Source organism: Streptomyces sp. NPDC051567, assembly GCF_044454165.1.
Taxonomy (GTDB): domain Bacteria; phylum Actinomycetota; class Actinomycetes; order Streptomycetales; family Streptomycetaceae; genus Streptomyces.
Genome location: NZ_JBITDK010000009.1, coordinates 190160 through 214029, shown reverse-complemented (window position 1 = coordinate 214029; position 23870 = coordinate 190160). Strand labels below are relative to the sequence as shown.

Sequence of the window (23870 nt, the reverse complement as noted above, 5' to 3'; positions counted from 1 at the left end):
TCTGATGACCTGTGAGAATCAGCGCCATGGATAGCAGCAGCACCGGTACGGGCACCGGCGGTACGGGCACCGGCAGCGGCCGGCGCCGGGCCACCCGGCAGAAGCTCTACGAAGCGGCCGTCACCCTCATCGCCGAACAGGGGTTCTCCGCGACCACGGTCGACGAGATCGCCGAACGGGCGGGGGTGGCGAAGGGCACCGTCTACTACAACTTCGCGAGCAAGAACGACCTCTTCGAGGAGTTGCTGCGCCACGGCGTCGGGCTGCTGACGGCCTCGCTGCGGACGGCGGCCGAGGAGACGGAGGCGCGGGGCGGCAGCCGGGTCGAGGCGCTGGACGCGATGATCCGGGCCGGGCTCGTCTTCATCGACCGCTACCCGGCCTTCACCCAGCTGTACGTCGCCGAGCTGTGGCGGACCAACCGGGCGTGGCAGTCGACGCTGATGGTGGTGCGGCAGGAGGCGGTGGCCGTCGTGGAGACGGTGCTCCGCGAGGGGGTCGAGCGCGGTGAGCTGAGCGCGGAGATCGACGTGCCGCTGACGGCCGCCGCGATGGTCGGGATGGTGCTGGTGGCCGCCCTGGACTGGCAGTCGTTCCAGAGCGAGCGGTCCCTCGACGACGTCCACTCGGCGCTGTCGCTGCTGCTGCGGGGCCGGGTCAGCGGCAACCGCTGACCGCTCCCCGGCGCCTGCTCCCCGGCGCCCGCGCCGCCGTACCCCGGTCGGCGGTGCCGCCGGGGCGCGGCGGCCCGTACAACTGGTGGGGCCCGCCAGGGCGTCCGCGCGCCCGGCCACGGACGGGGGACCCGGTCCGCACCGCCGGCACGGGGCTGCGGAGCGGACCGGGCACCTCCTTCCCCGCCACCGGGCGGCGGACCGGGAGCCGCCGACGCGGAAGGCCGGTGCGGCGGGCCCGGTCCTCCGGGCCCGCCGCACCGGCCTTCGCGCGTTCCCGGGGCGACAGGCCCGGCACGTTCCCGTGCCCGCCACTCCGGCCCGCCGCCCCGGCCCGTCACCTTCCCGGTCCGGGCGGTGCGGTGGGTCAGCCGCGTCCCCGGGGGGAGAGGCGGAGCCGGGCGGCGGCCAGCCGGGCGGAGACCGCCGAGGCCAGTGCCGAGCGCCGGTCCGCGACCGCCCACCGGACCCGCGCCGCCGAGGGCGGGGCCAGCAGGGCGCGCAGCCGCGTACGCCGCTCCGCCCCGGCCAGCAGCCCCGCGCGGGCCCGCAGCACGTCGGCGGCCAGGCCCTCGTCAGCGGAGCCCGTGCCCGGACCCGTGGCCGGGGGCGCGTACAGGGCCCGTTCCACCGCGTCCGCGACCCGGTGCACCGCCCCGGCCGCCTCCGGCTCCAGGGCGCCCAGCTCCACGAGGCGTTCGGCCGCCCGGCGCGGGGAGAGCGCCGGGTCCGGGGCGACGCCCACGTCCCAGGCGGCGTCGCCCAGCTCCCGCCAGGCCGCCAGGACCTGCCCGGAGCCCAGCCGGCGGGAGCGCACCCTGGTCCGCCACAGCAGCGGCAGCAAGGGCGGGACCACCACCGCCAGGGCGATCCCGGCCCAGCCCAGGACGGCCGTCACCGAAGGCCCGCCGCCGGACGCGGAGCCCCGCGCGGCGGGCGGGGTCCCGCACTCGCCCAGCTTCTTCAGCTCCGGCGGGCACGCGTCGGCCCGCGACGGGGCCGGGGCCGGCTGCGAGACGCCCGACGAGGGCAGCGGCGCGGGCGCGGACGGCTGGGACGGGGGCGCCTGCGTACGGGAGTAGTCCGGCACGTTGATCCCCGACCTCGGGGTCGGCTCGAACCGGGTCCAGCCCACGCCCTCGAAGTACAGCTCGGGCCAGGCGTGGGCGTCGCGCATCGTCACGTTCGTGTTGCCGTCCGGCTGCTTCTCGCCCGGGGTGAACCCCACCGCGACCCGCGCCGGGATGCCCAGGGTGCGGGACATCGCCGCCATCGAGAACGCGAAGTGGACGCAGAAGCCCTCCTTCTCGGCCAGGAACCGGGCGACCGCCTGCGGACCGGAGCCGGAGGCCGTCCGCGTGTTGTAGCGGTAGCCGCCGCTCACGGCGAAGTGGTCCTGGAGCCGCACCGCCCGCGTGTAGTCGTCCCTGGCGCCCTCGGTGATCCGGCGGGCCGTCTCGGCGACCACCGGCGGCAGGGTGTCCGGGACCTTCGTGTACTCGGCCCGGACGGCCGGATCGGGCGCCGGGGCGTTCTGCAGCTGCTGCGCCGTCGGCCGCAGCAGCAGGCTCCGTACCGTGTACATGGCGCCCTGGACGTTCTGGAACCGGTCCTTGCCGGTCTGGTCCCCGACCAGGGTCCGGCCGACCGGTTCGAACCGCCACCGCCCGTCGATGTCCACGGCCGTCGCCGGGTACGGCATCGGCAGGTAGCGCTGGGTGTAGGTGTCCGCCGCCGAGATGCTGGTCCGCACCTCCGACGCGGTGTCCCGGACCGGGCCGCCGAGGCCGGGCGGGGCCGGCAGCCGGTCGGGGACCTCGGTCAGGGGTCGGCCGGACGCCTCCCACCGGACCCCGTTGAACTCGTCCAGCGCCAGTATCCGCAGGTACTGCTCGGCCGCGTCCGGGCTGTCCGTGCGGTACTTCAGCACCACCCGGTTGTCCTGCGTGTTCAGGCTGCTCTGGAGGGAGACCAGCGGGTTGACCGAGGACCCGCCCCCGGTCCCCGTGCCCGGGGTCCCCGCCTCGCCGCCCCGCTCGCCCAGCACCCCGCCGCCGAGCGAGGGCAGCGCCGCCGGGACGGCCAGCGCCAGGCCCAGCGCCACCGCGCCGATCCGCCGCCCGGTACGGACCGGGGCCTTCACCCGGCGGTCCGCGCCGGGCCCGCCCCGGGCCGGGGCGGCCGGGGTCCGGCCGCCGGGGGCCGCGCCGAAGACCCGGCCCCACTGCGCGAGGCGGTCCCGGCCCTCGGCCAGCAGCAGCACCAGGTAGCCGCAGCCCGCGAGGAGGAAGGAGAGCCAGGAGGTCCCGCCGCCGCCCGAGAGGCCCTCGGCCACCGAGTACAGCGCGAGCAGCGGCAGCCCGGCCGCGGCGGCCGTACGGACCGTCACCGCCAGCAGGTCCACCAGCAGCCCGATCAGGAGCACCCCGCAGAGCAGCAGCAGCCGGATGCCGTCCGTCAGCGGGGCCGGGATCGCGTACTCGCCCACGTCCAGGGCGCCCTGCCGGAAGAGCGCGCCGAAGTCCGTCACCAGGTAGGCCGACGGCCCGTTCCCGGTGGACTCGCCCTTCCCGGCGAAGAGGAACACCAGCAGCAGCAACGAGACCAGCAGCTGCGTCGCCACGGTCAGTGACCGCGCCAGCGGCACCCGCCGGGCCCCGGCCCCCACCGCGCTCTGCGCGCACAGCAGCAGGGCCGCCTGGAGCAGCCAGGCCGACGACTGCACCAGCGGGGCCAGCGACCAGGAGGTGAGCAGGGTCGCCAGCGCGGCGAAGCACGTCAGTCTGACCTGCCCGCTCATCGTCGTCCTCCCGGGGTTCCCGTGGCCGTCGGGGCGTCCCCGGCCCGGAGCCACAGCTCGCCGAAGGCCGCCCCGGGCGGGACGGCCAGCGCCGTCCAGCCCGCGTCGCGCAGCCGCCGCAGCGGCTCCGCCCGGTCAGCCCGGTCAGCCCGGTCCGTGTGGTCCGTCCGGTTTACGGGGTCCGTCCGGTCCGCGACGAAGGCCACGGCCGCGCCGCTGCGCCGGCGCATCCTGGCCGCCAGCTCGCTCTGCGCGTCGTCCAGCTCGCCGAAGAAGGCGACGAGGAGCCCGTCACCGCCGTCCGTGCCGAAGCCGCCGCCCAGCGCGTCGTAGGCCCGGGAGAGCCCGGCGCCGTCGGAGTGGCCGACGACCGCGAGGGTCTCCAGCATCAGAGCGGCGCCCTCCGCGGACTCCTGCCCGCCGGAGGAGGGGCCCGCGGGGGCCGCCGTGTCCCCGGTGTCGGTCAGCAGCCGGACCGAGAACCCCTGCTCCATCAGGTGGACCACGGCCGAGGCGGCCCCCGAGACCGCCCACTCGAACGCGGAATCCGGTCCCGCGCCCTCGAACGCGATCCGCCGGGTGTCCAGCAGGACGGTGGCCCGGCTGCGCTGGGGCTGCTCCTCGCGGCGGACCATCAGCTCCCCGTAGCGGGCGGTGGAGCGCCAGTGGACCCGGCGCAGGTCGTCGCCGCGCCGGTAGCCGCGCGGGATCATGTCGTCGTCACCGGCCAGGGCGAGCGAGCGGCGGCTGCCGTCGCCGTGGCCGGACGCCTGCCCGCCGAGGCGGAGCGGGGCCAGGGGTTCGGTGCGCGGGACGACCGTGAGCGTGTCGTACGTACGGAACGAGCGGGTCAGCTCGACCATCCCGAAGGGGTCGCCCAGCCGGAGCTGGAGCGGGCCCAGCGGGTAGCGTCCGCGCAGGTCGGAGCGGACCCGGTAGGAGACCTCGCGGCGCCCGCCGGGCTCGACCCGGTCCAGGACGAAGCGGGGCCGGGGCCCCAGCACGTAGGGCACCCGGTCCTGGAGCATCAGCAGGCCGGTGGGGACGCGGGAGACGTTGTCCAGGCGCAGCCGCACCCGGGCCTCGGCGCCCGCGGGCACCCGTCCCGGGGTCAGCCGTCGGCTCCCGGAGACCCGGTGGCGGGTGCGGTGCAGGGCGAGGACGCAGACCAGCGGCAGGGTGGCGAGCAGCAGCCCGACCCGGAGCAGCTCGCCCTGGCCCAGGACGTACGCGCACAGGGCGGCGGCCACCCCGGCGGCCAGGAAGGACCGGCCGCGGGTGGTCAGCCCGGACAGCGAGGCGCGCAGCCCGCCGCCCCGGCCGTCCCCGCCGCCGGCGCCGCGCGGGGCACCGGCGGCCATCACAGGCCCCGGACGCCCGCGCCGGGCGGCGTCCCGCCGCGGGTCTGGGTGGCGGGCACCGGGGTGCGGCGGACGATGTCGGCGACGACCTCCTCGGCGGTGCGCCGGTTCAGCTGGGCCTGCGTGGTGGGCAGCAGCCGGTGCGCGAGGACCGGTCCGGCCAGCTCCTGGACGTCGTCGGGCAGGACGTAGTCGCGTCCGGCGAGCGCGGCGGACGCCTTCACGGCGCGCAGCAGGTGCAAGGTGGCGCGGGGGGAGGCGCCCAGGCGCAGGTCGGGATGGACGCGGGTGGCGGAGACGAGGGTGACGACGTACCGCCGGACGGCCTCGGCCACGTACACCTCGCGGACGGTCTCGATCAGCTTGACGACCTCGTCGGCGTGGGCGACGGCCCGGAGCCCGTCGAGGGGGGAGCGCCCGCCGTGCACGCCGAGCATCCGCAGCTCGGCCTCGGGGCCGGGGTAGCCGACGGAGACGCGGGCCATGAAGCGGTCGCGCTGGGCCTCGGGGAGCGGGTAGGTGCCCTCCATCTCCACCGGGTTCTGGGTGGCGACGACCATGAAGGGGCTGGGCAGCGGGTAGGTGGTGCCGTCGATGGTGACCTGCCGCTCCTCCATCGACTCCAGCAGCGCGGACTGGGTCTTGGGGGAGGCGCGGTTGATCTCGTCGCCGATGACGATCTGGGCGAAGATGGCGCCCGGCTTGAACTCGAACTCGCGGAGCTGCTGGTCGTAGATGCTGACGCCGGTGATGTCGGAGGGCAGCAGGTCCGGGGTGAACTGGATGCGCTGCACCGAGCAGTCGATGGACCGGGCGAGCGTCTTGGCGAGCATGGTCTTGCCGACGCCCGGGACGTCCTCGATCAGCAGGTGTCCCTCGGCGAGCAGCACGGTCAGGGCGAGGCGGACGACCTCGGGCTTGCCCTCGATCACGCTCTCGACCGAGTGGCGCACCCGTTCCGCCGTGCTGGTCAGATCCGCGAGGTCCGCTCGCTCGTCGTACGTGGTCACCTGGTTCTCCTCGGCCCTTTCCCGGGCCGACGCCACCTGGCGCGCGACCGGCCCACCCCGATACGCGGACGCCGCCCCGGGGAGGCCCCGGGCGGCGTCCGCGCGCGTTCTTGACGGCGTGCCGGTCCGGTGTCACTCAACAGGCGGGATCGATCTCCCGCAGGAGCCCGGTGTGCACGTCGAAGACGAAGCCTCGCACATCGTCCGTGTGGGGGAGGAAGGGGCTGGTCCGGACCCGCTGCATGGACTGGCGGACGTCCTGGTCCACGTCCCGGAAGGCCTCGACGGCCCAGGCGGGGCGCTGGCCGACCTCGTCCTCCAGCTCGTGCCGGAAGTCCTCGGTCAGGCTTTCGAGGCCACAGCCGGTGTGGTGGATGAGTATCACGGCGCGGGTGCCGAGGGCGCGCTGGCTGATGGTGAGGGAGCGGATGGTGTCGTCGGTGACGACACCGCCCGCGTTGCGGACGGTGTGGCAGTCGCCGAGCTCCAGGCCGAGGGCGGCGTGCAGGTCGAGCCGGGCGTCCATGCAGGCCACCACGGCCACCTGGAGGACGGGGCGGGCGTCCATGCCGGGATCGGCGAACTTCGCGGCGTAGGCGCGGTTCGCCTCGACCAGGCGGTCGGTGACGGAACCGCCGCCGGATGCCTCGGTGGGGGACTTGGCAGGCAGGGATGCGGAAGTCGTCATGGATACGACGGTAGTGGTCACCGCTCGTAAAGGCAGGGAGCGGGAGTGGACAAAGAAGGTCAACAAGTCAGGTTGTGAGCTAACCCACAGGGCGGAGGAGGCTACGGCCATCCGGGTGATTCGCGGCTTTTGTCGGTTCGGTGGAGGTGGCGCGCACGGCGCGCGGGCCGGTTCGTTGACCCCGGCGACCGTTGCACTAAAGTGACGAGAACCGGCCGGAGCCCGGCCCTGACCGGCCGCCCGGCCCCCTGACCAATGAACTCCGCGTGCGCGGCGCGCACGTACGGCCCGGCCCTCTCCCGCCCACCGGCCGGCCGGCGCCCCTTCCCCGGCGCCGGCGGACCGGCCCCCTTCGGGGCGGGACGGGACCCGGCGGTGCGTACGTCTGCCGCGCCGTTATCTGAGAGGGCGCTTTGACTAGCGAGTCCCGACACGTCCCGGTGATGCTCCAGCGGTGCCTGGACCTGCTGGCCCCGGCACTGGAGAGGCCCGGGGCCGTCGTCGTCGACTGCACCCTCGGCCTCGGCGGGCACAGCGAGGCCCTGCTGACTCGGTTCCCCGAGGCGCACCTGATCGGCCTCGACCGCGACAAGGAGGCCCTGCGGCTCTCCGGCGAACGCCTCGCCCCCTTCGGCGACCGCGCCACCCTCGTCCACGCGATCTACGCCGACCTGGCCGAGGTCCTGGACGGGCTGCGCATCCCGGCCGTCCAGGGCGTCCTCTTCGACCTCGGCGTCTCCTCCATGCAGCTCGACGAGGCCGACCGCGGGTTCGCGTACGCGCAGGACGCGCCGCTGGACATGCGCATGGACCAGAGCACGGGCATCAGCGCGGCCGAGGTCCTGAACACCTACGCGCCCGGCGAGCTGGTCCGCATCCTGCGCCAGTACGGCGAGGAGAAGCAGGCCAAGCGGATCGTCTCGGCGGTCGTGCGCGAGCGGGTGGGCGAACCCTTCACCGACAGCGCCCGCCTGGTCGAGCTGATCCGCGACGCCCTGCCGCAGGCGGCCAAGCGGACCGGCGGCAACCCCGCCAAGCGGACCTTCCAGGCGCTGCGCATCGAGGTCAACGGCGAGCTGTCGGGTCTGGAGCGGGCCATCCCGGCGGCCGTGGACCGGATCGCGGTCGGCGGCCGGATCGCGGTCCTCTCCTACCACTCGCTGGAGGACCGCCTGGTCAAGCAGGTCTTCGCGGCGGGCGCGGCGAACACCGCCCCGCCCGGCCTGCCGGTGGTCCCGGAGAAGTACCAGCCGAAGCTGAAGCTGCTGACGCGCGGCGCGGAGCTGCCGACCGAGGAGGAGATCGCCGAGAACCGGCGGGCCGCCCCGGCCCGGTTCCGCGGGGTCGAGCGGATCAGGGAGGCGCGCCTGTGAGCGCGGTACGGGGAATCCGGTGAGCGGGACGGCCCGCCCCGGCGGCGCGGCCGGCAAGGACGCGCGGACCGCGGCGGCGACCCGCGCCGGGAAGGGCGCCCGCTCCCCGGCGGCCCGCCTGGGCCGGGTGCTGGGCGCCCGCTCCGGCGCCCCGCGCGGCGCGGTCGGGCAGGCGGCCCGGATGCCGTTCGTCCTGCTGGTCGTCGCCCTCCTCGGCGGCGGCCTGATCAGCCTGCTGCTGCTGAACTCGGCGCTGAACGAAGGTTCCTTCCAGCTGAGCAAGCTGAAGAAGGAGACCACCGCCCTCACCGACGAGGAACAGGCGCTCCAGCGGGACGTGGACGCCTACTCCGCCCCCGAGGCCCTCCAGCGCCGGGCCCGGGAACTGGGCCTGGTGCCGGGCGGCAGCCCGGTCTTCCTCGGCCCGGACGGCAAGGTCACCGGCACGGCGGCGGAGGCCGAGGCCCCGCCCGCCCCGCCGTCCGCCGCCCCGTCGTCCCCCGCGCAGCCCCCGGCGCCGCAGTCCTCCGTACCGGCCGCCGCGCCACCGGCGTCCGCGGCGCCCGTGGCGGAGCCGTCCCCGCAGGCCGGTGGCGTGCCCGGTCCGGGAGCCGTCCCCCAGCAGCCCACCCCCAACCCAGGCAGGTGACGTGGTGACCCGTTCTTCAGCCTCGCCGGCGTGCGCGGCACAGGTTCCGCCGCGCGGCCCCGCGAGGCCGGACGCGGACCACGGCCGCCACCCCCTGACCGGCCCGGTCCCGCCCGCGGCGGCCCGGCCGCGGCCGTGGCGGGAGGCGGGCGCGTGACCCCGAAGGACCCGCCCGGGCGGCGCGTACCGGCCCCCGCCGCATCCCGGCGGCCCGGGGAACGCGACCGGACCCGCCCGGCCTCGCGGCCCGCGACCCGGCGCCCGACGGCCCCCCGCACCCCCCACACCATCCGGCTCGGCAGCCCCCGGCCCCGGCTGCGCCTCGTCGGCTTCGGCCTGACCCTGGTCATGCTCGCCTTCGTCGTCCGCCTCCTCCAGGTGCAGGCCGTCGACGCCTCCGCCTACTCCGCCGAGGCGTCCAAGAACCGCTACACCAGCGTCACCCTGGCGGCCGAACGGGGAGAGATCACCGACCGCCGGGGCGTGGCCCTCGCCACCAGCGTCGACGCCTACGACATCACCGCCGACCCGAAGATGTTCACCCCGCAGGACAGCAAGGCCCCGGACGCCCCCGAACAGGCCGCCGCCCTCCTCGCGCCCATCCTCGCCACGGACGCCAAACGCCTCGCCGACCGGCTCAGGACCCCCCACACCCGGTACGTCGTCCTCGCCCACCGCCAGACCCCCCAGGTCTGGAACCAGATCAAGGACCTCAAGCGGGTCTTCGCGGACAAGGCGTCGGCCGACAAGAAGAAGGGCGGCCCCGGCGCCAACGTCCTGGCCGGGATCTTCCACCAGAACAGCAGCAAACGCGTCTACCCGGGCGGCGACCTCGCCGCCGGGATACTGGGCTACGTCAACTCCGAGGGCAAGGGCGGCGGCGGCCTGGAGTCCGCCCTCGACAAGAAGCTGTCCGGCAAGGACGGCAAGGTCACCTACGCCCAGTCCGGCGGCCGGCGGGTCCCCACCGCCGGTTCCAGTGAGAAGCCCGCCGTCCCCGGCGACGACATCGAGCTGACCATCGACCGCGACATCCAGTGGGCGGCCCAGAGCGCCATCACCGAACAGGTCCAGAAGTCCGGGGCCGACCGCGGCTACGTCATCGTCCAGGACACCCTCACCGGCGAGGTGCTGGCCATGGCCAACGCCCCCGGCTTCGACCCGGGCGACCTGACCCGGGCCAGCCCCGCCGCCCTGGGCAACGCCGCCCTCCAGGACGTGTACGAACCCGGCTCCACCGCCAAGGTGGTGTCCATGGCCGCCGTCCTGGAGGAGAAGAAGGCGGCCCCCGACACCCACGTCACCGTCCCCAACCGCCTGCACCGGGGCGACCGCCTCTTCAAGGACGACGTCGACCACCCCACCTGGTACCTGACCCTCAACGGGGTCCTCGCCAAGTCCTCCAACATCGGCACCATCCTCGCCACCGGCCAGCTCGGCGCCACCCAGACCGAGGCCAACAAGGTCCTCCACTCCTACCTGGACACCTTCGGCATCGGCCGCCCGACCGGCCTGAACTACCCCGGCGAGTCCCGCGGCATCCTCGCCCCGCCCCAGTCCTGGTCCACCTCCCAGCAGTACACGATCCCTTTCGGCCAGGGCCTGTCCGTCAACGCCATGCAGGCGGCCTCCGTGTACTCGACCGTCGCCAACGGCGGGGTCCGGATCACCCCGACCCTGGTCCGCGGCACCAAGGGCCCCGACGGCCGCTTCACCCCCGCCCCGGCCCCCGCGCAGAACCGCGTGATCAGCGAGGAGACCGCGAAGACCCTCGCCCAGATGCTCGAATCCGTCGTCGACGACCAGGAGGGCACCGGCACCAGGGCCCGCATCCCCGGCTACCGGGTCGGCGGCAAGACCGGCACCTCCAACCGGGTGGATCCGGCCACCGGCCGCTACAAGGGCTACACCGCCTCCTTCGCCGGCTTCGCCCCCGCCGACAAGCCCCGCGTCACCGTCTACTGCGCCATCCAGAACCCCACCAAGGGCAGCTACTTCGGCGGCCAGATCTGCGGCCCCATCTACAAGAAAGTCATGGAGTTCGCCCTCAAGACCCTCCAGGTCGCCCCTACCGGAACCGCCCCCGCCGGACTCCCGGTCACCTTCGAGCCCGGCCCGCAGGCCGCTCCGTGACCCGCCGTCCCGCACGGCCCGCCCCAGAAACGCGTGAGGCACCATCACCGTGACAACGATCACCCCCGAACCCGGGAACCAGTCGGCCACCGGCTCCGAGGCCGGGCCCTCGCTTCGCGAGCGCCCGGCCGCGCCCGGTACGCTCACCGCCGTGCCCCACGCTGATCAGCCCAGAACCGCCCGGAACGACGCCCCGGCAGCGCCGCCGGGAGCCCCCCGGCCCGCGTCCGCCCACCCGATCCCCCTCGGTGAGCTGGCCGCCCTGCTGGGTCTCCCCGCCCCAGGCGCCGCCCAGGTCACCGGCATCACGCACGACTCCCGCGCGGTCCGCCCCGGAGACCTGTACGCGGCCCTGCCCGGCGCCCGGCTCCACGGCGCCGACTTCGCCGCCCAGGCCGCCGGCCTCGGCGCCGCCGCCGTGCTGACCGACCCGGCGGGCGCCCCGCGCGCCGCCGCGACCGGGCTGCCCGTCCTGACCGTCGCCGACCCGCGCGCCCGGATGGGCGAGCTGGCCGCCGCGATCTACGGCCACCCCGGCGAGGGCCTGCTCCAGATCGGCATCACCGGCACCTCCGGCAAGACCACCACCGCCTACCTCGTCGAGGGCGGCCTGCGCGCCGCGGGACGGGCGAGCGGACTCGTCGGCACCGTCGAGACGCGCATCGGCGACGAACGCATCAAGTCCGAGCGCACCACGCCCGAGGCCACCGACCTCCAGGCCCTCTTCGCCGTCATGCGCGAACGCGGCGTCGAGGCCGTCGCCATGGAGGTCTCCAGCCACGCCCTGGTCCTCGGCCGCGTCGACGGCTGCGTCTTCGACGTCGCCGTCTTCAACAACCTGAGCCCGGAGCACATGGAGTTCCACTCCGGCATGGAGGACTACTTCCAGGCCAAGGCGGAACTCTTCACCCCGGCCCGCACCCGCCTCGGCGTGGTCAACCTGGACGACGAGCACGGCCGCCGGCTCGCCAAGGAGGCCGTCGTCCCGGTCGTCACCTTCTCCGCCGAGGGCGACCCGGCCGCCGACTGGCGCGCCGAGGACGTCGTCCTCGGCCCCGCGAGCTCCACCCTGACCCTCAGCGGCCCCGCCGGACAGCGCGTACGGGCCACCGCCCCGCTGCCCGGCCCGTTCAACGTCGCCAACACCGTCGCCGCGATCGTCACCCTCGCCGCCGCCGGAATCGACCCGCAGACCGCCGCCGACGGCGTCGCCGCGGTCCCCGGGGTCCCCGGCCGGCTGGAGCGGGTCGACGCGGGACAGCCCTACCTCGCCGTCGTCGACTACGCGCACAAGACCGACGCCGTCGAATCGGTCCTGCGCGCCCTGCGCGAGGTCACCGAGGGCCGGCTGCACATCGTGCTCGGCTGCGGCGGCGACCGCGACGTCACCAAGCGCGCCCCGATGGGCGCCGCCGCCGCCCGGCACGCCGACACGGCCGTCCTGACCTCCGACAACCCGCGCTCCGAGGACCCGCTCGCGATCCTCGCCGCGATGTTCGAAGGCGCCGTCTCCGTCCCGGCCGCCGGGCGCGCCACCGTCCTGGTCGACGCCGACCGGGCGGCGGCCATCGCCGCCGCCGTCGCGCGCGCCGAGCCCGGCGACACCGTCCTGGTGGCGGGCAAGGGCCACGAACAGGGCCAGGACACCGCGGGCGTCGTACGCCCCTTCGACGACCGCGCGGTGCTCCGCGCCGCGATCGAACGCAGGCAACAGCAGGCCCGACAGGCCGAGGTGAACCAGTGATCGACCTCTCCCTCGCCGAGATCGCCGACATCACCGGCGGGCGGCCCCACGACATACCGGATACGGCGGTGCGGATCGGCGGACCCGTCGTCATCGACTCCCGCCAGGTGGAGGCCGGCTCGCTCTTCGTCGCCTTCGACGGCGAACACGTCGACGGCCACGACTACGCCGGGCGCGCGGTCGCCGCGGGCGCGGTGGCCGTCCTCGCGGCCCGGCCCGTCGGCGTGCCCGCCGTCGTCGTCCCCGACGTCGAGAAGGCGCTCGGCGCCCTCGCCCGCGCCGTCGTCGAACGCCTCGGCACCGACGTGGTGGCCCTGACCGGCTCCGCCGGAAAGACCTCCACCAAGGACCTCATCGCCCAGGTGCTCCAGGCCCACGCGCCCACCGTGTGGACCCCGGGCTCCCTCAACAACGAGATCGGCCTGCCGCTCACCGCCCTGCGGGCCACCACCGAGACCCGCCACCTGGTGCTGGAGATGGGCGCCCGGGGCATCGGCCACATCGCCTACCTCACCGGCCTGACCCCGCCGCGCATCGGCCTCGTGCTCAACGTCGGCACCGCCCACATCGGCGAGTTCGGCGGCCGGGAACAGATCGCCCGGGCCAAGGGCGAACTGGTCGAGGCCCTGCCGTCGGAGGCCGAGGGCGGGATCGCCGTCCTCAACGCCGACGACCCGCTGGTGCGCGCGATGTCCGCCCGCACGAAGGCCCGTACGGTCCTCTTCGGCGAGGCCGGGGACGCCGACGTACGCGCCACCGAGGTCCGGCTGACCCCCGGCGGACAGCCCGCCTTCACGCTCCACACCCCTACCGGGTGCGGCGAGGTGACCATGCGGCTGTACGGTGAGCACCACGTGTCGAACGCGCTCGCCGCAGCCGCCGTCGCCCATGTCCTGGGCATGTCCGTCGACGAGATCGCCACCGCGCTCTCCGGGTCGGGCACGCTCTCCCGGTGGCGGATGGAGGTCACCGAGCGGGCGGACGGTGTGACGATCGTCAACGACGCCTACAACGCGAACCCCGAGTCCATGCGGGCCGCTCTGCGCGCACTCGCCGCGATGGGCGGCGCCGCCAGGGCGAACGGGGGACGCACGTGGGCGGTGCTCGGCCCCATGGCCGAGCTCGGTGACGCCTCGCTGGCCGAGCACGACGCGGTGGGACGGCTCGCCGTCCGGCTCAACGTGAGCAAACTCGTCGCAGTCGGGGGCAGGGAAGCGTCCTGGCTGCAACTGGGCGCATACAACGAGGGTTCGTGGGGTGAGGAGTCGGTGCTCGTGTCCGACGCGCAGGCGGCGGTCGACCTGTTGCGCAGTGAACTGCGCCCGGGTGACGTCGTGCTGGTGAAGGCTTCCAGGTCGATCGGGCTGGAGCGGGTCGCGCTGGCGTTGCTGGAGCGCGAGGGCGAGGTCGCCGACCGATGAGGCAGATCCTGTTCGCCGGAGTCATCGGACTCTTCCTCACCCTCATCGGCACCCCGCTGCTGATCAAGGGTCTGGCCCGCAAGGGCTACGGCCAGTTCATCCGCGACGACGGCCCCCGCGGCCACGCCGGGAAGAAGGGCACGCCCACCATGGGCGGCATCTCCTTCATCCTGGCCACGCTCATCGCGTACGCCCTGACCAAGGTCATCACGGGCAGTGATCCCACCGCGTCGGGCCTGCTCGTCCTCTTCCTGATGGCGGGCATGGGCCTGGTCGGCTTCCTCGACGACTACATCAAGATCGTCAAGCAGCGGTCGCTGGGTCTGCGGGCCAAGGCCAAGATGTCCGGACAGCTGATCGTCGGTGTCGCCTTCGCGGTGCTCGCGCTCCAGTTCAAGGACGCGCGCGGCCTCGCCCCGGCCTCCACCAGGCTCTCCTTCGTCACGGACTTCGGCTGGTCGATCGGCCCCGTCCTGTTCGTGGTCTGGGCCCTGTTCATGATCCTGGCCATGTCCAACGGCGTGAACCTGACCGACGGCCTCGACGGCCTGGCCACCGGCGCCGCCGTGATGGTCTTCGGCGCCTACACCTTCATCGGCGTCTGGCAGTACCAGGAGTCCTGCTCCGACGCGCTGAACCTGACCAACCCGGGCGCCTGTTTCGAGGTGCGCGACCCGCTCGACCTCGCGGTCGTCGCCTCCGCCCTGATGGGCGCCTGCTTCGGCTTCCTGTGGTGGAACACCTCGCCCGCCAAGATCTTCATGGGCGACACCGGCTCGCTGGCCCTGGGCGGCGCCCTCGCCGGCCTCGCGATCTGCTCCCGTACGGAGTTCCTGATCGCCCTGCTCGGCGGCCTCTTCGTCCTCATCACCATGTCGGTCGTCATCCAGGTCGGCTCCTTCAAGATGACCGGCAAACGCGTCTTCCGGATGGCACCGCTCCAGCACCACTTCGAACTCAAGGGCTGGTCCGAAGTCCTTGTCGTGGTCCGCTTCTGGATCATCCAGGGCATGTGCGTCATCGTGGGCCTCGGTATCTTCTACGCGGGATGGGCAGCCGACAAGTGACCCCCTGGCAGGGCAGCAACATCACCGTCGCCGGTCTCGGCGTGAGCGGCGCCAGCGCCGCCCGCGCCCTGGCCGGCCTCGGCGCTTCGGTCACCGTCGTCGACGGCGGCGACAGCGAGGCGCACCACGCGCGGGCCGACGGACTCAGGGCCGCGGGGATCTCCGTACGCCTCGGCGACGCCGACACCCTCCCCGAGGACACGGACCTCGTCGTCACCTCCCCCGGCTGGAAGCCCGGCAGCCCCCTCTTCGCCGCCGCCGCGGCGGCCGGGGTCGAGGTCGTCGGGGACGTGGAGATCGCCTGGCGGCTGCGCGGCGAGAACGCCGCCCCCTGGCTCGCGGTCACCGGCACCAACGGCAAGACCACCACCACCCAGATGCTCGCCTCCATCCTGCGCGCCGCCGGTCTGCGGACCGCCGCCGTCGGCAACATCGGCACCCCGATCATCGACGTGGTCCTCGGCGAGGAGACCCACGACGTCCTCGCCGTCGAACTCTCCAGCTACCAGCTGCACTGGGCGCCCTCGGTGCGCGCCCACTCCGCGGCCGTCCTCAACCTGGCCCCGGACCACCTCGACTGGCACGGCACGATGGCGGAGTACGCCGCCGACAAGGGCCGGATCTACGAGGGCAACACGGTCGCCTGCGTCTACAACGCGGCGGACCGGGCCACCGAGGACCTGGTGGTGGAGGCGGACGTCGAGGAGGGCTGCCGGGCGATCGGCTTCACCCTCGGCGCCCCCGGCCCCTCCATGCTCGGCGTCGTGGACGGCATCCTCGTCGACCGCGCCTTCGTGGCGGACCGGCACAAGAACGCCCAGGAACTCGCCGAGGTCACGGACGTCAACCCGCCCGCCCCGCACAACATCGCCAACGCCCTCGCCGCGGCGGCCCTGGCCCGCGCCTTCGGCGTGACGCCGCGCGCGGTCCGCGACGGTCTGCGCGACTTCCGCCCCGACGCCCACCGCGTCGCCCACGTGGCCGAGGTGGCGGGGATCACGTACATCGACGACTCCAAGGCCACCAACACGCACGCCGCCGAGGCGTCCCTCGCGGCCTTCGAACCGGTCGTCTGGATCGCGGGCGGCCTCGCCAAGGGCGCGACCTTCGACGAGCTCGTGGAGAAGTCGGCGAAGCGGCTGCGCGGCGCCGTGCTGATCGGCGCCGACCGGGCGCTGATCGCCGAGGCACTGGCGCGACACGCCCCGCAGGTCCCGGTCGTCGACCTCGACCGGACCGACACTGGGGCCATGCTCGCGGCGGTCCGGGCGGCGACGGGGCTCGCCGAGCCCGGCGACACGGTCCTGCTGGCACCGGCCTGCGCCTCGATGGACATGTTCGCGAACTACAACAAGCGCGGGGACGCGTTCGCCGACGCGGTGCGCGAACTGGCCGACGGGAGCTAGGTCCGGGCCCCAGGGCGGTTCCCTCCGGCCGGCCGCTCGCCCCGTACGAGTGGAGGGGAAGATCACAGATGCCGGCCAAGCAGATGCTGCCGGGGCGGCGGCCGTCCGCCCTCAGGGCGCAGGGCCGCAAGCGCCCGGCGCAGGGCGCGGAGCGGGCCGCCGGGCACGGCCCGCCGGCCCGGCTCAGGCGTGTCCGGCGGCGGCTGCTCAAGGCCTGGGACCGTCCGCTCACCGCGTACTACCTGATCCTGGGCAGCTCGCTGCTCATCACCGTGCTCGGCCTGGTGATGGTCTACTCGGCCTCCATGATCAAGGCACTGGAGCTCGGCCTCGGTGACGCGTACTTCTTCAAGAAGCAGCTGCTGGCCGCCCTGATCGGCGGCGCCCTGCTGCTGGCCGCCTCCCGGATGCCGGTCACCCTGCACCGGGCGCTCTCCTACCCGGTGCTGGCCGGCACGCTCTTCCTGATGGTCCTGGTGCAGGTCCCCGGGATCGGCGTGGCCATCAACGGCAACCAGAACTGGATCTCCCTCGGCGGCCCGTTCATGCTCCAGCCCAGCGAGTTCGGCAAGCTCGCGCTCATCCTGTGGGGCGCCGACCTGCTGGCCCGCAAGGGCGACAAGGGGCTGCTGAGCCAGTGGAAGCACCTCCTGGTGCCGCTGGTCCCGGTCGCCTTCCTGCTGCTCGGACTGATCATGCTGGGCGGGGACATGGGCACCGCGATGATCCTCGGCGCCATCCTGTTCGGGCTGCTGTGGCTCGCGGGGGCCCCGACCCGGATGTTCGTGGGGGTCCTGGCCTTCGCGGGTGTGATCGTCGCCCTGCTGATCCGGACCAGCCCGCACCGGATGGACCGGCTCGCCTGCCTCGGCGCGACCGAACCGGGCAGGAACGACCTGTGCTGGCAGGCCGTCCACGGAATCTACGCGCTCGCATCCGGCGGCTGGTTCGGTTCCGGTCTGGGCGCCAGTGTGGAAAAATGGGGGCAACTACCCGAAGCCCACACAGACTTCATCTTCGCCATCACCGGTGAGGAACTGGGTCTGGCGGGGACGCTGTCGGTACTCGCCCTGTTCGCGGCTCTAGGCTATGCGGGTATCCGCGTGGCCGGACGCACGGAGGACTCCTTCGTACGGTTTGCCGCGGGAGGCGTGACCACCTGGATCACGGCCCAGGCCGTGATCAACATTGGTGCGGTGCTCGGTCTGCTGCCGATCGCCGGGGTTCCGCTCCCGCTGTTCTCCTACGGGGGGTCGGCCCTGCTGCCGACCATGTTCGCGGTCGGACTGCTCATCGCCTTCGCGCGGGAGGAACCGGCGGCGCGCGCGGCCCTCGCGATGCGGCAGCCGAAGTCCGGCTGGAAGCGGACCGGGGTGAGATGGAAGTCGATGAGACGGCGCGTCAAGAAGCGTCCGTCCGGAGAGCGGTGAAATTCGGTGCATGTCGTACTCGCCGGTGGGGGGACCGCCGGCCACATCGAGCCGGCGCTCGCCCTCGCGGACGCCCTGCGCAGGCAGGACCCTTCCGTGGGCATCACCGCCCTCGGCACGGAGCGCGGGCTGGAGACCCGCCTGGTGCCGGAACGCGGCTACGAGCTGGGACTGATCCCCGCCGTACCGCTGCCCCGCAAGCCCACGCCCGAGCTGATCACCGTCCCCGGACGGCTGCGCGGGACGATCAAGGCGGCCGAGCAGATCCTGGAGCGGACCAAGGCCGACTGTGTCGTCGGCTTCGGCGGCTACGTGGCCCTGCCCGGCTACCTCGCGGCCAAACGGCTCGGGGTGCCGATCATCGTCCACGAGGCCAACGCCCGGCCGGGACTGGCCAACAAGATCGGCTCCCGGTACGCGCACGCCGTCGCGGTCTCCACCCCCGACAGCAAGCTGCGCGGTGCCCGCTACGTCGGCATCCCGCTGCGGCGCACGATCTCCACCCTGGACCGGGCCGCCGTCCGCCCGGAGGCGCGTGCCGCCTTCGGCCTGGACCCGAACCTGCCGACCCTGCTGGTCTCCGGCGGCTCGCAGGGCGCCCGCCGCCTCAACGAGGTGGTCCAGCAGGTCGCTCCGACCCTCCAGCGCTCCGGGATTCAGATCCTGCACGCCGTCGGGCCGAAGAACGAACTGCCGCGTGTCGACAACATGCCCGGGATGCCGCCCTATGTGCCGGTACCGTACGTGGACCGGATGGATCTCGCGTACGCCGCCGCCGACATGATGCTGTGCCGCGCGGGTGCCATGACCGTCGCCGAACTCTCCGCCGTCGGGCTGCCCGCCGCCTACGTCCCGCTGCCCATCGGCAACGGCGAACAGCGGCTCAACGCCCAGCCGGTGGTCAAGGCCGGCGGTGGTCTGCTCGTGGACGACGCGGAGCTGACGCCCGAATGGGTGCTCAGCCAGATCCTCCCGGTCCTGTCCGACCCGCACCGGTTGTACGAGATGTCCCGCGCGGCCGGTGAGTTCGGCCGCCGGGACGCGGACGACCTGCTGGTCGCCATGGTGTACGAGGCGATCGCGGCCCGCCGGGCCCGCTGAGGCGGGAAGCACTGACGCAGGAGGCACAGGAGTGGCCGGAGCGACGACCGCGCGGCGTGGCGGCCCCGGGGCGGCCCGGAAGGGCTCCGGCCCTCCGGGGCGGGCCGGGTCCGCGGGTCCGTCCCGCAGACCCGGCCCGCGGGGCCCCGGCGGACGCCTGGGCCGGGTCCCCGCCCTGGCCGCCCTCGCCGCCGCGGTGCTCCTCGCCGCTGGCTGCGTCTGGGTGCTCTACGGTTCCTCCTGGCTCCGCGTCGAGAAGGTCACCGCCACCGGCACCCAGGTGCTCACCGCCGAACAGGTGCTCACCGCCGCGGCGGTACCGGTCGGCGCGCCGCTGGTGGGCGTCGACACCGACGAGATCGCCGGCCGCGTGCGCGCCCGGCTGCCCCGCGTCGACTCGGTCGACGTGGTGCGGTCCTGGCCGCACGGGATCGGGCTGAGGGTGACGGAACGCAAACCCGTCCTGCTCGTCAAGGAGGGACCCGGCTTCGCGGAAGTGGACGCCTCGGGTGTGCGATTCGACACGGTGGCCAAGGCCCCCGCGGGCGTTCCGCTCCTCGAAATGGACGCGGACCGCTCCCCGAGCGCCCGCCGTTTCGACGGGGAGCGGCTCCTGCGCGAGGCGGTGACCATCGTCAGCGGCCTCCCGGAGGCGGTCGCGAAGGAGACCGTGCAGGTCAAGATGGACTCGTACGACGCGGTGGTCCTGGGGCTGACCCGGGGCCGGAGCGTCGTGTGGGGGAGCGGCGAACTGGGTGAGGCGAAGGGCCGCGCGTTGACCGCGCTGCTGAAGGCCGCTCCCGGCGCCGCCCACTTCGACGTGAGCGTTCCCACCGCCCCTGCGGTGTCCGGGAGTTGACGTCGAGTCGAACAGCGGACCACCCTGGTTGGCCAGCGATACGGGTGATCACATAGGGTGAAAAGAAAAACGGGAGGTTCGGCGTGTTCGTTGAACCCGCGCTACTTGTCGACTTAGTGTCCTGTTCGGAAGAGTCCAGGGAACAGACACACCCCTCACCCTAAACTTCAGGGTCAGGGTTCGGGTCGGCGCGTTCGGACCGTCCCCATTTCGGCATCAGTCGTCGCAACGCAGGCCCGCGAGGCGGCGACACGTAACTCGAGGCGAGAGGCCTTCGACGTGGCAGCACCGCAGAACTACCTCGCAGTCATCAAGGTCATCGGTGTCGGCGGCGGTGGTGTCAATGCCATCAACCGAATGATCGAGGTCGGTCTCAAGGGCGTCGAGTTCATCGCCATCAACACGGACGCCCAGGCGCTGTTGATGAGCGACGCCGACGTCAAGCTCGACGTCGGCCGTGAACTCACCCGGGGCCTCGGCGCCGGCGCCAATCCGGCCGTCGGCCGGAAGGCGGCAGAGGACCACCGCGAGGAGATCGAGGAGGTCCTCAAGGGGGCCGACATGGTCTTCGTCACCGCCGGTGAGGGCGGCGGCACCGGAACCGGCGGCGCACCTGTCGTCGCCAACATCGCGCGCTCGCTGGGCGCCCTGACGATCGGTGTGGTCACCCGGCCGTTCACCTTCGAGGGCCGGCGCCGCGCGAACCAGGCGGAGGACGGCATCGCCGAGCTCCGCGAAGAGGTCGACACCCTCATCGTCATCCCCAACGACCGCCTGCTGTCCATCTCGGACCGCCAGGTCAGCGTCCTCGACGCCTTCAAGTCGGCCGACCAGGTCCTGCTCTCGGGCGTCCAGGGGATCACCGATCTCATCACCACCCCGGGTCTGATCAACCTCGACTTCGCCGACGTCAAGTCCGTGATGTCCGAGGCCGGATCGGCGCTCATGGGCATCGGCTCGGCCCGTGGCGACGACCGCGCGGTGGCCGCGGCCGAGATGGCGATCTCCTCGCCGCTGCTGGAGGCGTCCATCGACGGCGCCCGCGGTGTCCTGCTCTCCATCTCCGGCGGCTCGGACCTCGGTCTCTTCGAGATCAACGAGGCCGCGCAGCTGGTGAGCGAGGCCGCGCACCCCGAGGCGAACATCATCTTCGGCGCCGTCATCGACGACGCGCTCGGCGACGAGGTGCGGGTCACCGTCATCGCGGCCGGGTTCGACGGCGGACAGCCCCCGGCCCGCCGGGACAACGTCATCGGTGCCTCGTCCGCCAAGCGCGAGGAGCCGGCCCCGGCGCCGGTCCGCGCCGCGGAGCCGGTCCGTCCGGCCTTCGGCGGCCTCGGCTCGGTCACCCCGCGTGAGGAGCACCCGGTTCCGGTCGAGGCGGCTCCGGTGGAGTACCAGGCCCCCGCGCCGCAGGTCCCGACGGCCCGGCCGTACCAGGACAGCCCGGCCGAGGAACTGGACGTCCCGGACTTCTTGAAGTGACGCTGGACCAGCATCACGTGGGCGGCGCCCACTTCGCCTTCACCGACCGGTGGGGCGGGGTGAGCGCCGTTCCGTACGAGGAGCTCAATCTCGGCGGCGCGGTCGGAGACGACCCGGCCGCCGTTCGTGCGAACCGGGCCGCCGCGGCGGACTCCCTGGGCATCGACGCGGACCGGGTGGTCTGGATGAACCAGGTGCACGGGCGGGACGTGGCCGTGGTCGACGGCCCCTGGGGCCCCGGCGCTCCGGTCCCCTCCGTGGACGCGGTGGTGACCGCCCGCCGGGGCCTGCCCCTCGCGGTGCTCACCGCCGACTGCACGCCCGTCCTGCTGGCCGACCCGGTCGCCGGCGTCGTGGGCGCGGCCCACGCCGGGCGGCCCGGCCTGGTCGCCGGGGTGGTGCCCGCCGCCGTCGCGGCGATGGTCTCCCTGGGGGCCGAGCCCGGCCGGATGACGGCCGTCACCGGGCCCGCCGTCTGCGGGCGCTGCTACGAAGTGCCCGCCGAGATGCGGGAGGCGGTCGCCGCGGTGGTGCCGCGGGCCCGTGCCGCGACCAGTTGGGGGACGCCCTCCGTCGACGTGGTCGCCGGGGTCCACGCCCAGCTCGCGGCGGCGGGGGTGACGGACCTGCGTCGCTCCCCGGTCTGCACCCGGGAGTCGCGGGACCACTTCTCGTACCGCCGTGACCGGGTGACCGGGCGGCTTGCCGGATATGTCTGGCTGGGGGACGACCCGGACGGACGTGGGGGGATGACGACATGACGGACCGCAGGACGGAGCTCGCCGCGAATCTCGCGCGGGTGGAGGAACGTATCGTGTCCGCCTGCGCGGCGGCGCGGCGCGCGCGGGAGGAGGTGACGCTCATCGTGGTCACCAAGACCTACCCCGCGAGTGACGTACGTCTGCTGGCGGAGCTGGGAGTCCGTCATGTGGCGGAGAACCGCGACCAGGACGCCGCCCCCAAGGCCGCCGACTGTTCGGATCTGCCGCTCAGCTGGCACTTCGTGGGCCAGTTGCAGACCAACAAGGTCCGTTCGGTGGCGGGATACGCGCATGTGGTGCAGTCCGTCGACCGTCCCAAGCTCGTGACGGCGCTCTCCGCGGCGGCCGTGAACGCCGGCCGGGAGCTCGGCGTCCTCGTCCAGATCGCCCTCGACGCCGAGTCGGGGGAGCGCGGAGCCCGTGGCGGCGCCGCGCCGGAGCAGCTGGCCGGGCTGGCGGAGCTCGTGGCCGGCTCGCCCGGCCTGCGGATCGACGGGCTGATGACGGTGGCCCCGCTCGCGGGTCCGTTCGCGGGCCGCGAAACGGCCGCTTTCGAGCGGCTGCTGGAACTGTCGTCCGGCCTGCGCGTGAACCATCCGGCTGCCACGATGGTTTCGGCCGGTATGAGCGCGGACCTGGAACAGGCCGTGGCGGCCGGTGCGACACATGTACGCGTCGGCACTGCGGTACTCGGCGTGAGACCCCGGCTCGGGTAACGTCGCGAAGAAAGTCGGACCACAGCAGAAAATATGGTCATTCCCGCTGATGAGCGGAGGGGCCACGTGGATCGCGGGCAGTTGGTGACTTTGGTGACACGGCGACACCTGCGACAGGGCGATCCACCACAGAGCGGAGGACTCAGAGAATGGCCGGCGCGATGCGCAAGATGGCGGTCTACCTCGGCCTCGTGGAGGACGACCGGTACGACAACCCGGGGTACGACCCTGACGACGAGTTCGAGCCCGAGCCGGAGGCGGAGCGGGCCCGCGACCGCCGGCAACAGCCGGTGCACCAACCGCCCGTAACGGACGAACCGGTACGAGTTGCACAGCCTCCGGCCCAACGGGAGCCCACTCCCTTGCCGGTAGAAAACGGACGTCCCGCGCGAATTGCCCCCGTGGCATCCATCACACCTGAACGCACGAGCCTGGAGAAGAACGCACCCGTGATCATGCCCAAGGTCGTCTCCGAGCGGGAGCCGTACCGCATCACGACACTGCACCCCCGGACCTACAACGAGGCCCGTACCATCGGGGAACACTTCCGTGAGGGCACTCCGGTGATCATGAATCTCACGGAGATGGACGACACGGACGCCAAGCGTCTGGTCGACTTCGCCGCCGGCCTGGTCTTCGGGTTGCACGGCAGCATTGAACGCGTGACACAGAAGGTGTTCCTGCTGTCGCCTGCTAACGTCGATGTCACGGCGGAGGACAAGGCCCGCATCGCGGAGGGCGGGTTCTTCAACCAGAGCTAGACCGATCCGTCAGATACGGGACCGGGAACAGAGCGAGAGCAGGGGAGAGGGAAGCGCGGGATGGGTGTCGCACTGCAAGTGGTCTACATCGCGCTGATGTGCTTCCTGATCGTGCTGATCTTCCGACTGGTCATGGATTACGTGTTCCAGTTCGCACGTTCATGGACACCCGGTAAGGCGATGGTGGTCGTTCTGGAGGCCACCTACACTGTCACCGATCCACCGCTCAAGCTTCTTCGGCGGTTCATCCCGCCGTTGCGTCTCGGGGGCGTGGCACTCGACCTGTCCTTCTTCGTTCTGATGATCATCGTTTACATCCTCATCAGTTTCGTGAGCACCGCTGCGAGAAGCGTGTGAACGATGTGGCTCCCCGCGGACGCGGGGACAGTCCCGATACGGTCCTGCCGACTGCCGACGACTACGTAGAGGTG

General features: G+C 73.4%; 20 protein-coding genes. 16 read left to right on the top strand and 4 right to left on the bottom strand.

Going from position 1 to position 23870, the window contains the following annotated elements; translation table 11 throughout:
* Positions 1 to 26 precede the first annotated feature (26 nt).
* Complete coding sequence (locus ACIA5F_RS13690; protein ID WP_399352306.1) at positions 27 to 674, top strand: TetR/AcrR family transcriptional regulator; 648 nt, start codon at positions 27 to 29, stop codon at positions 672 to 674.
* A 367-nt stretch (positions 675 to 1041) separates the two neighbouring features.
* On the opposite strand, the gene ACIA5F_RS13685 is transcribed toward ACIA5F_RS13690, so the two are convergent.
* The 4 genes from ACIA5F_RS13685 to ACIA5F_RS13670 form a co-directional block, all read right to left on the bottom strand.
* Positions 1042 to 3474 (bottom strand): transglutaminaseTgpA domain-containing protein, encoded by a 2433-nt coding sequence (locus ACIA5F_RS13685; RefSeq protein WP_399352304.1) that lies wholly within the window; start codon positions 3472 to 3474, stop codon positions 1042 to 1044.
* Entirely contained in the window at positions 3471 to 4835 is a 1365-nt protein-coding gene (locus ACIA5F_RS13680) for a DUF58 domain-containing protein (RefSeq protein ID WP_399352302.1), read from the bottom strand. Before ACIA5F_RS13680 ends, ACIA5F_RS13685 begins: the two co-directional genes overlap by 4 nt.
* The gene (locus ACIA5F_RS13675) at positions 4835 to 5845 is read right to left on the bottom strand and encodes an AAA family ATPase (RefSeq protein ID WP_399352301.1); all 1011 of its coding nucleotides are present in this window, start codon (positions 5843 to 5845) and stop codon (positions 4835 to 4837) included. The genes ACIA5F_RS13680 and ACIA5F_RS13675 overlap by 1 nt, the downstream gene beginning before the upstream one ends.
* A gap of 136 nt (positions 5846 to 5981) precedes the next feature.
* Entirely contained in the window at positions 5982 to 6596 is a 615-nt protein-coding gene (locus tag ACIA5F_RS13670; RefSeq protein WP_399352299.1) for a beta-class carbonic anhydrase, read from the bottom strand.
* 350 nt (positions 6597 to 6946) lie between these two features.
* Here ACIA5F_RS13670 and rsmH point away from each other — a divergent pair, with 350 nt between their 5' ends.
* The 15 genes from rsmH to ACIA5F_RS13595 all read left to right on the top strand — a co-directional run bounded on the left by rsmH (position 6947) and on the right by ACIA5F_RS13595 (position 23796).
* Positions 6947 to 7906, top strand: coding sequence for a 16S rRNA (cytosine(1402)-N(4))-methyltransferase RsmH (rsmH, locus tag ACIA5F_RS13665; RefSeq protein WP_399352297.1), 960 nt, complete (start codon positions 6947 to 6949; stop codon positions 7904 to 7906).
* 19 nt (positions 7907 to 7925) lie between these two features.
* Positions 7926 to 8555: a hypothetical protein gene (locus ACIA5F_RS13660; protein WP_399352295.1), complete on the top strand. Its 630-nt coding sequence runs from the start codon at positions 7926 to 7928 to the stop codon at positions 8553 to 8555.
* A gap of 153 nt (positions 8556 to 8708) precedes the next feature.
* The gene (locus ACIA5F_RS13655) at positions 8709 to 10688 is read left to right on the top strand and encodes a peptidoglycan D,D-transpeptidase FtsI family protein (protein ID WP_399352293.1); all 1980 of its coding nucleotides are present in this window, start codon (positions 8709 to 8711) and stop codon (positions 10686 to 10688) included.
* 49 nt (positions 10689 to 10737) lie between these two features.
* Positions 10738 to 12432 carry a UDP-N-acetylmuramoyl-L-alanyl-D-glutamate--2,6-diaminopimelate ligase gene (locus ACIA5F_RS13650; protein ID WP_399352291.1) on the top strand — a complete coding sequence of 565 codons (1695 nt, stop codon included), beginning with the start codon at positions 10738 to 10740 and terminating at the stop codon, positions 12430 to 12432.
* The gene (gene murF / locus ACIA5F_RS13645) at positions 12429 to 13853 is read left to right on the top strand and encodes a UDP-N-acetylmuramoyl-tripeptide--D-alanyl-D-alanine ligase (protein ID WP_399352288.1); all 1425 of its coding nucleotides are present in this window, start codon (positions 12429 to 12431) and stop codon (positions 13851 to 13853) included. The genes ACIA5F_RS13650 and murF overlap by 4 nt, the downstream gene beginning before the upstream one ends.
* Complete coding sequence (gene mraY / locus ACIA5F_RS13640) at positions 13850 to 14920, top strand: phospho-N-acetylmuramoyl-pentapeptide-transferase (protein ID WP_399352286.1); 1071 nt, start codon at positions 13850 to 13852, stop codon at positions 14918 to 14920. The genes murF and mraY overlap by 4 nt, the downstream gene beginning before the upstream one ends.
* Entirely contained in the window at positions 14902 to 16326 is a 1425-nt protein-coding gene (gene murD, locus ACIA5F_RS13635; protein ID WP_399352284.1) for a UDP-N-acetylmuramoyl-L-alanine--D-glutamate ligase, read from the top strand. The genes mraY and murD overlap by 19 nt, the downstream gene beginning before the upstream one ends.
* Positions 16327 to 16394: 68 nt before the next feature.
* A complete protein-coding gene (gene ftsW, locus ACIA5F_RS13630; protein ID WP_399352282.1) occupies positions 16395 to 17756 on the top strand; it encodes a putative lipid II flippase FtsW in 1362 nt (453 codons plus the stop codon).
* Between the two features lie 6 nt (positions 17757 to 17762).
* Positions 17763 to 18857 (top strand): undecaprenyldiphospho-muramoylpentapeptide beta-N-acetylglucosaminyltransferase, encoded by a 1095-nt coding sequence (gene murG, locus ACIA5F_RS13625; RefSeq protein WP_399352280.1) that lies wholly within the window; start codon positions 17763 to 17765, stop codon positions 18855 to 18857.
* Between the two features lie 31 nt (positions 18858 to 18888).
* A complete protein-coding gene (locus ACIA5F_RS13620) occupies positions 18889 to 19716 on the top strand; it encodes a cell division protein FtsQ/DivIB (RefSeq protein ID WP_399352278.1) in 828 nt (275 codons plus the stop codon).
* Between the two features lie 279 nt (positions 19717 to 19995).
* Positions 19996 to 21201, top strand: coding sequence for a cell division protein FtsZ (gene ftsZ / locus ACIA5F_RS13615; protein WP_399352276.1), 1206 nt, complete (start codon positions 19996 to 19998; stop codon positions 21199 to 21201).
* A gap of 17 nt (positions 21202 to 21218) precedes the next feature.
* On the top strand, positions 21219 to 21962 hold the full coding sequence (pgeF, locus tag ACIA5F_RS13610; protein ID WP_399352377.1) for a peptidoglycan editing factor PgeF: 744 nt from the start codon (positions 21219 to 21221) through the stop codon (positions 21960 to 21962).
* Complete coding sequence (locus ACIA5F_RS13605; protein ID WP_399352274.1) at positions 21959 to 22678, top strand: YggS family pyridoxal phosphate-dependent enzyme; 720 nt, start codon at positions 21959 to 21961, stop codon at positions 22676 to 22678. Before pgeF ends, ACIA5F_RS13605 begins: the two co-directional genes overlap by 4 nt.
* A 149-nt stretch (positions 22679 to 22827) precedes the next feature.
* Positions 22828 to 23439: a cell division protein SepF gene (locus ACIA5F_RS13600; protein WP_399352272.1), complete on the top strand. Its 612-nt coding sequence runs from the start codon at positions 22828 to 22830 to the stop codon at positions 23437 to 23439.
* A 60-nt stretch (positions 23440 to 23499) separates the two neighbouring features.
* Positions 23500 to 23796 (top strand): YggT family protein, encoded by a 297-nt coding sequence (locus ACIA5F_RS13595; protein WP_030155988.1) that lies wholly within the window; start codon positions 23500 to 23502, stop codon positions 23794 to 23796.
* The last annotated feature ends 74 nt before the right edge of the window (positions 23797 to 23870 follow it).

What these genes read in the sequence shown, in the direction of transcription:
- ACIA5F_RS13600 (WP_399352272.1), top strand. Translation starts at nt 22,828, where the DNA reads ATGGCCGGCGCGATGCGCAAGATGGCGGTCTACCTCGGCCTCGTGGAG.
- murD (WP_399352284.1), top strand. Translation starts at nt 14,902, where the DNA reads ATGGGCAGCCGACAAGTGACCCCCTGGCAGGGCAGCAACATCACCGTC.
- ACIA5F_RS13685 (WP_399352304.1), bottom strand. Translation starts at nt 3,474, where the DNA reads ATGAGCGGGCAGGTCAGACTGACGTGCTTCGCCGCGCTGGCGACCCTG.
- ACIA5F_RS13690 (WP_399352306.1), top strand. Translation starts at nt 27, where the DNA reads ATGGATAGCAGCAGCACCGGTACGGGCACCGGCGGTACGGGCACCGGC.
- ACIA5F_RS13595 (WP_030155988.1), top strand. Translation starts at nt 23,500, where the DNA reads ATGGGTGTCGCACTGCAAGTGGTCTACATCGCGCTGATGTGCTTCCTG.
- ftsW (WP_399352282.1), top strand. Translation starts at nt 16,395, where the DNA reads ATGCCGGCCAAGCAGATGCTGCCGGGGCGGCGGCCGTCCGCCCTCAGG.
- mraY (WP_399352286.1), top strand. Translation starts at nt 13,850, where the DNA reads ATGAGGCAGATCCTGTTCGCCGGAGTCATCGGACTCTTCCTCACCCTC.
- ACIA5F_RS13605 (WP_399352274.1), top strand. Translation starts at nt 21,959, where the DNA reads ATGACGGACCGCAGGACGGAGCTCGCCGCGAATCTCGCGCGGGTGGAG.
- ACIA5F_RS13680 (WP_399352302.1), bottom strand. Translation starts at nt 4,835, where the DNA reads ATGGCCGCCGGTGCCCCGCGCGGCGCCGGCGGCGGGGACGGCCGGGGC.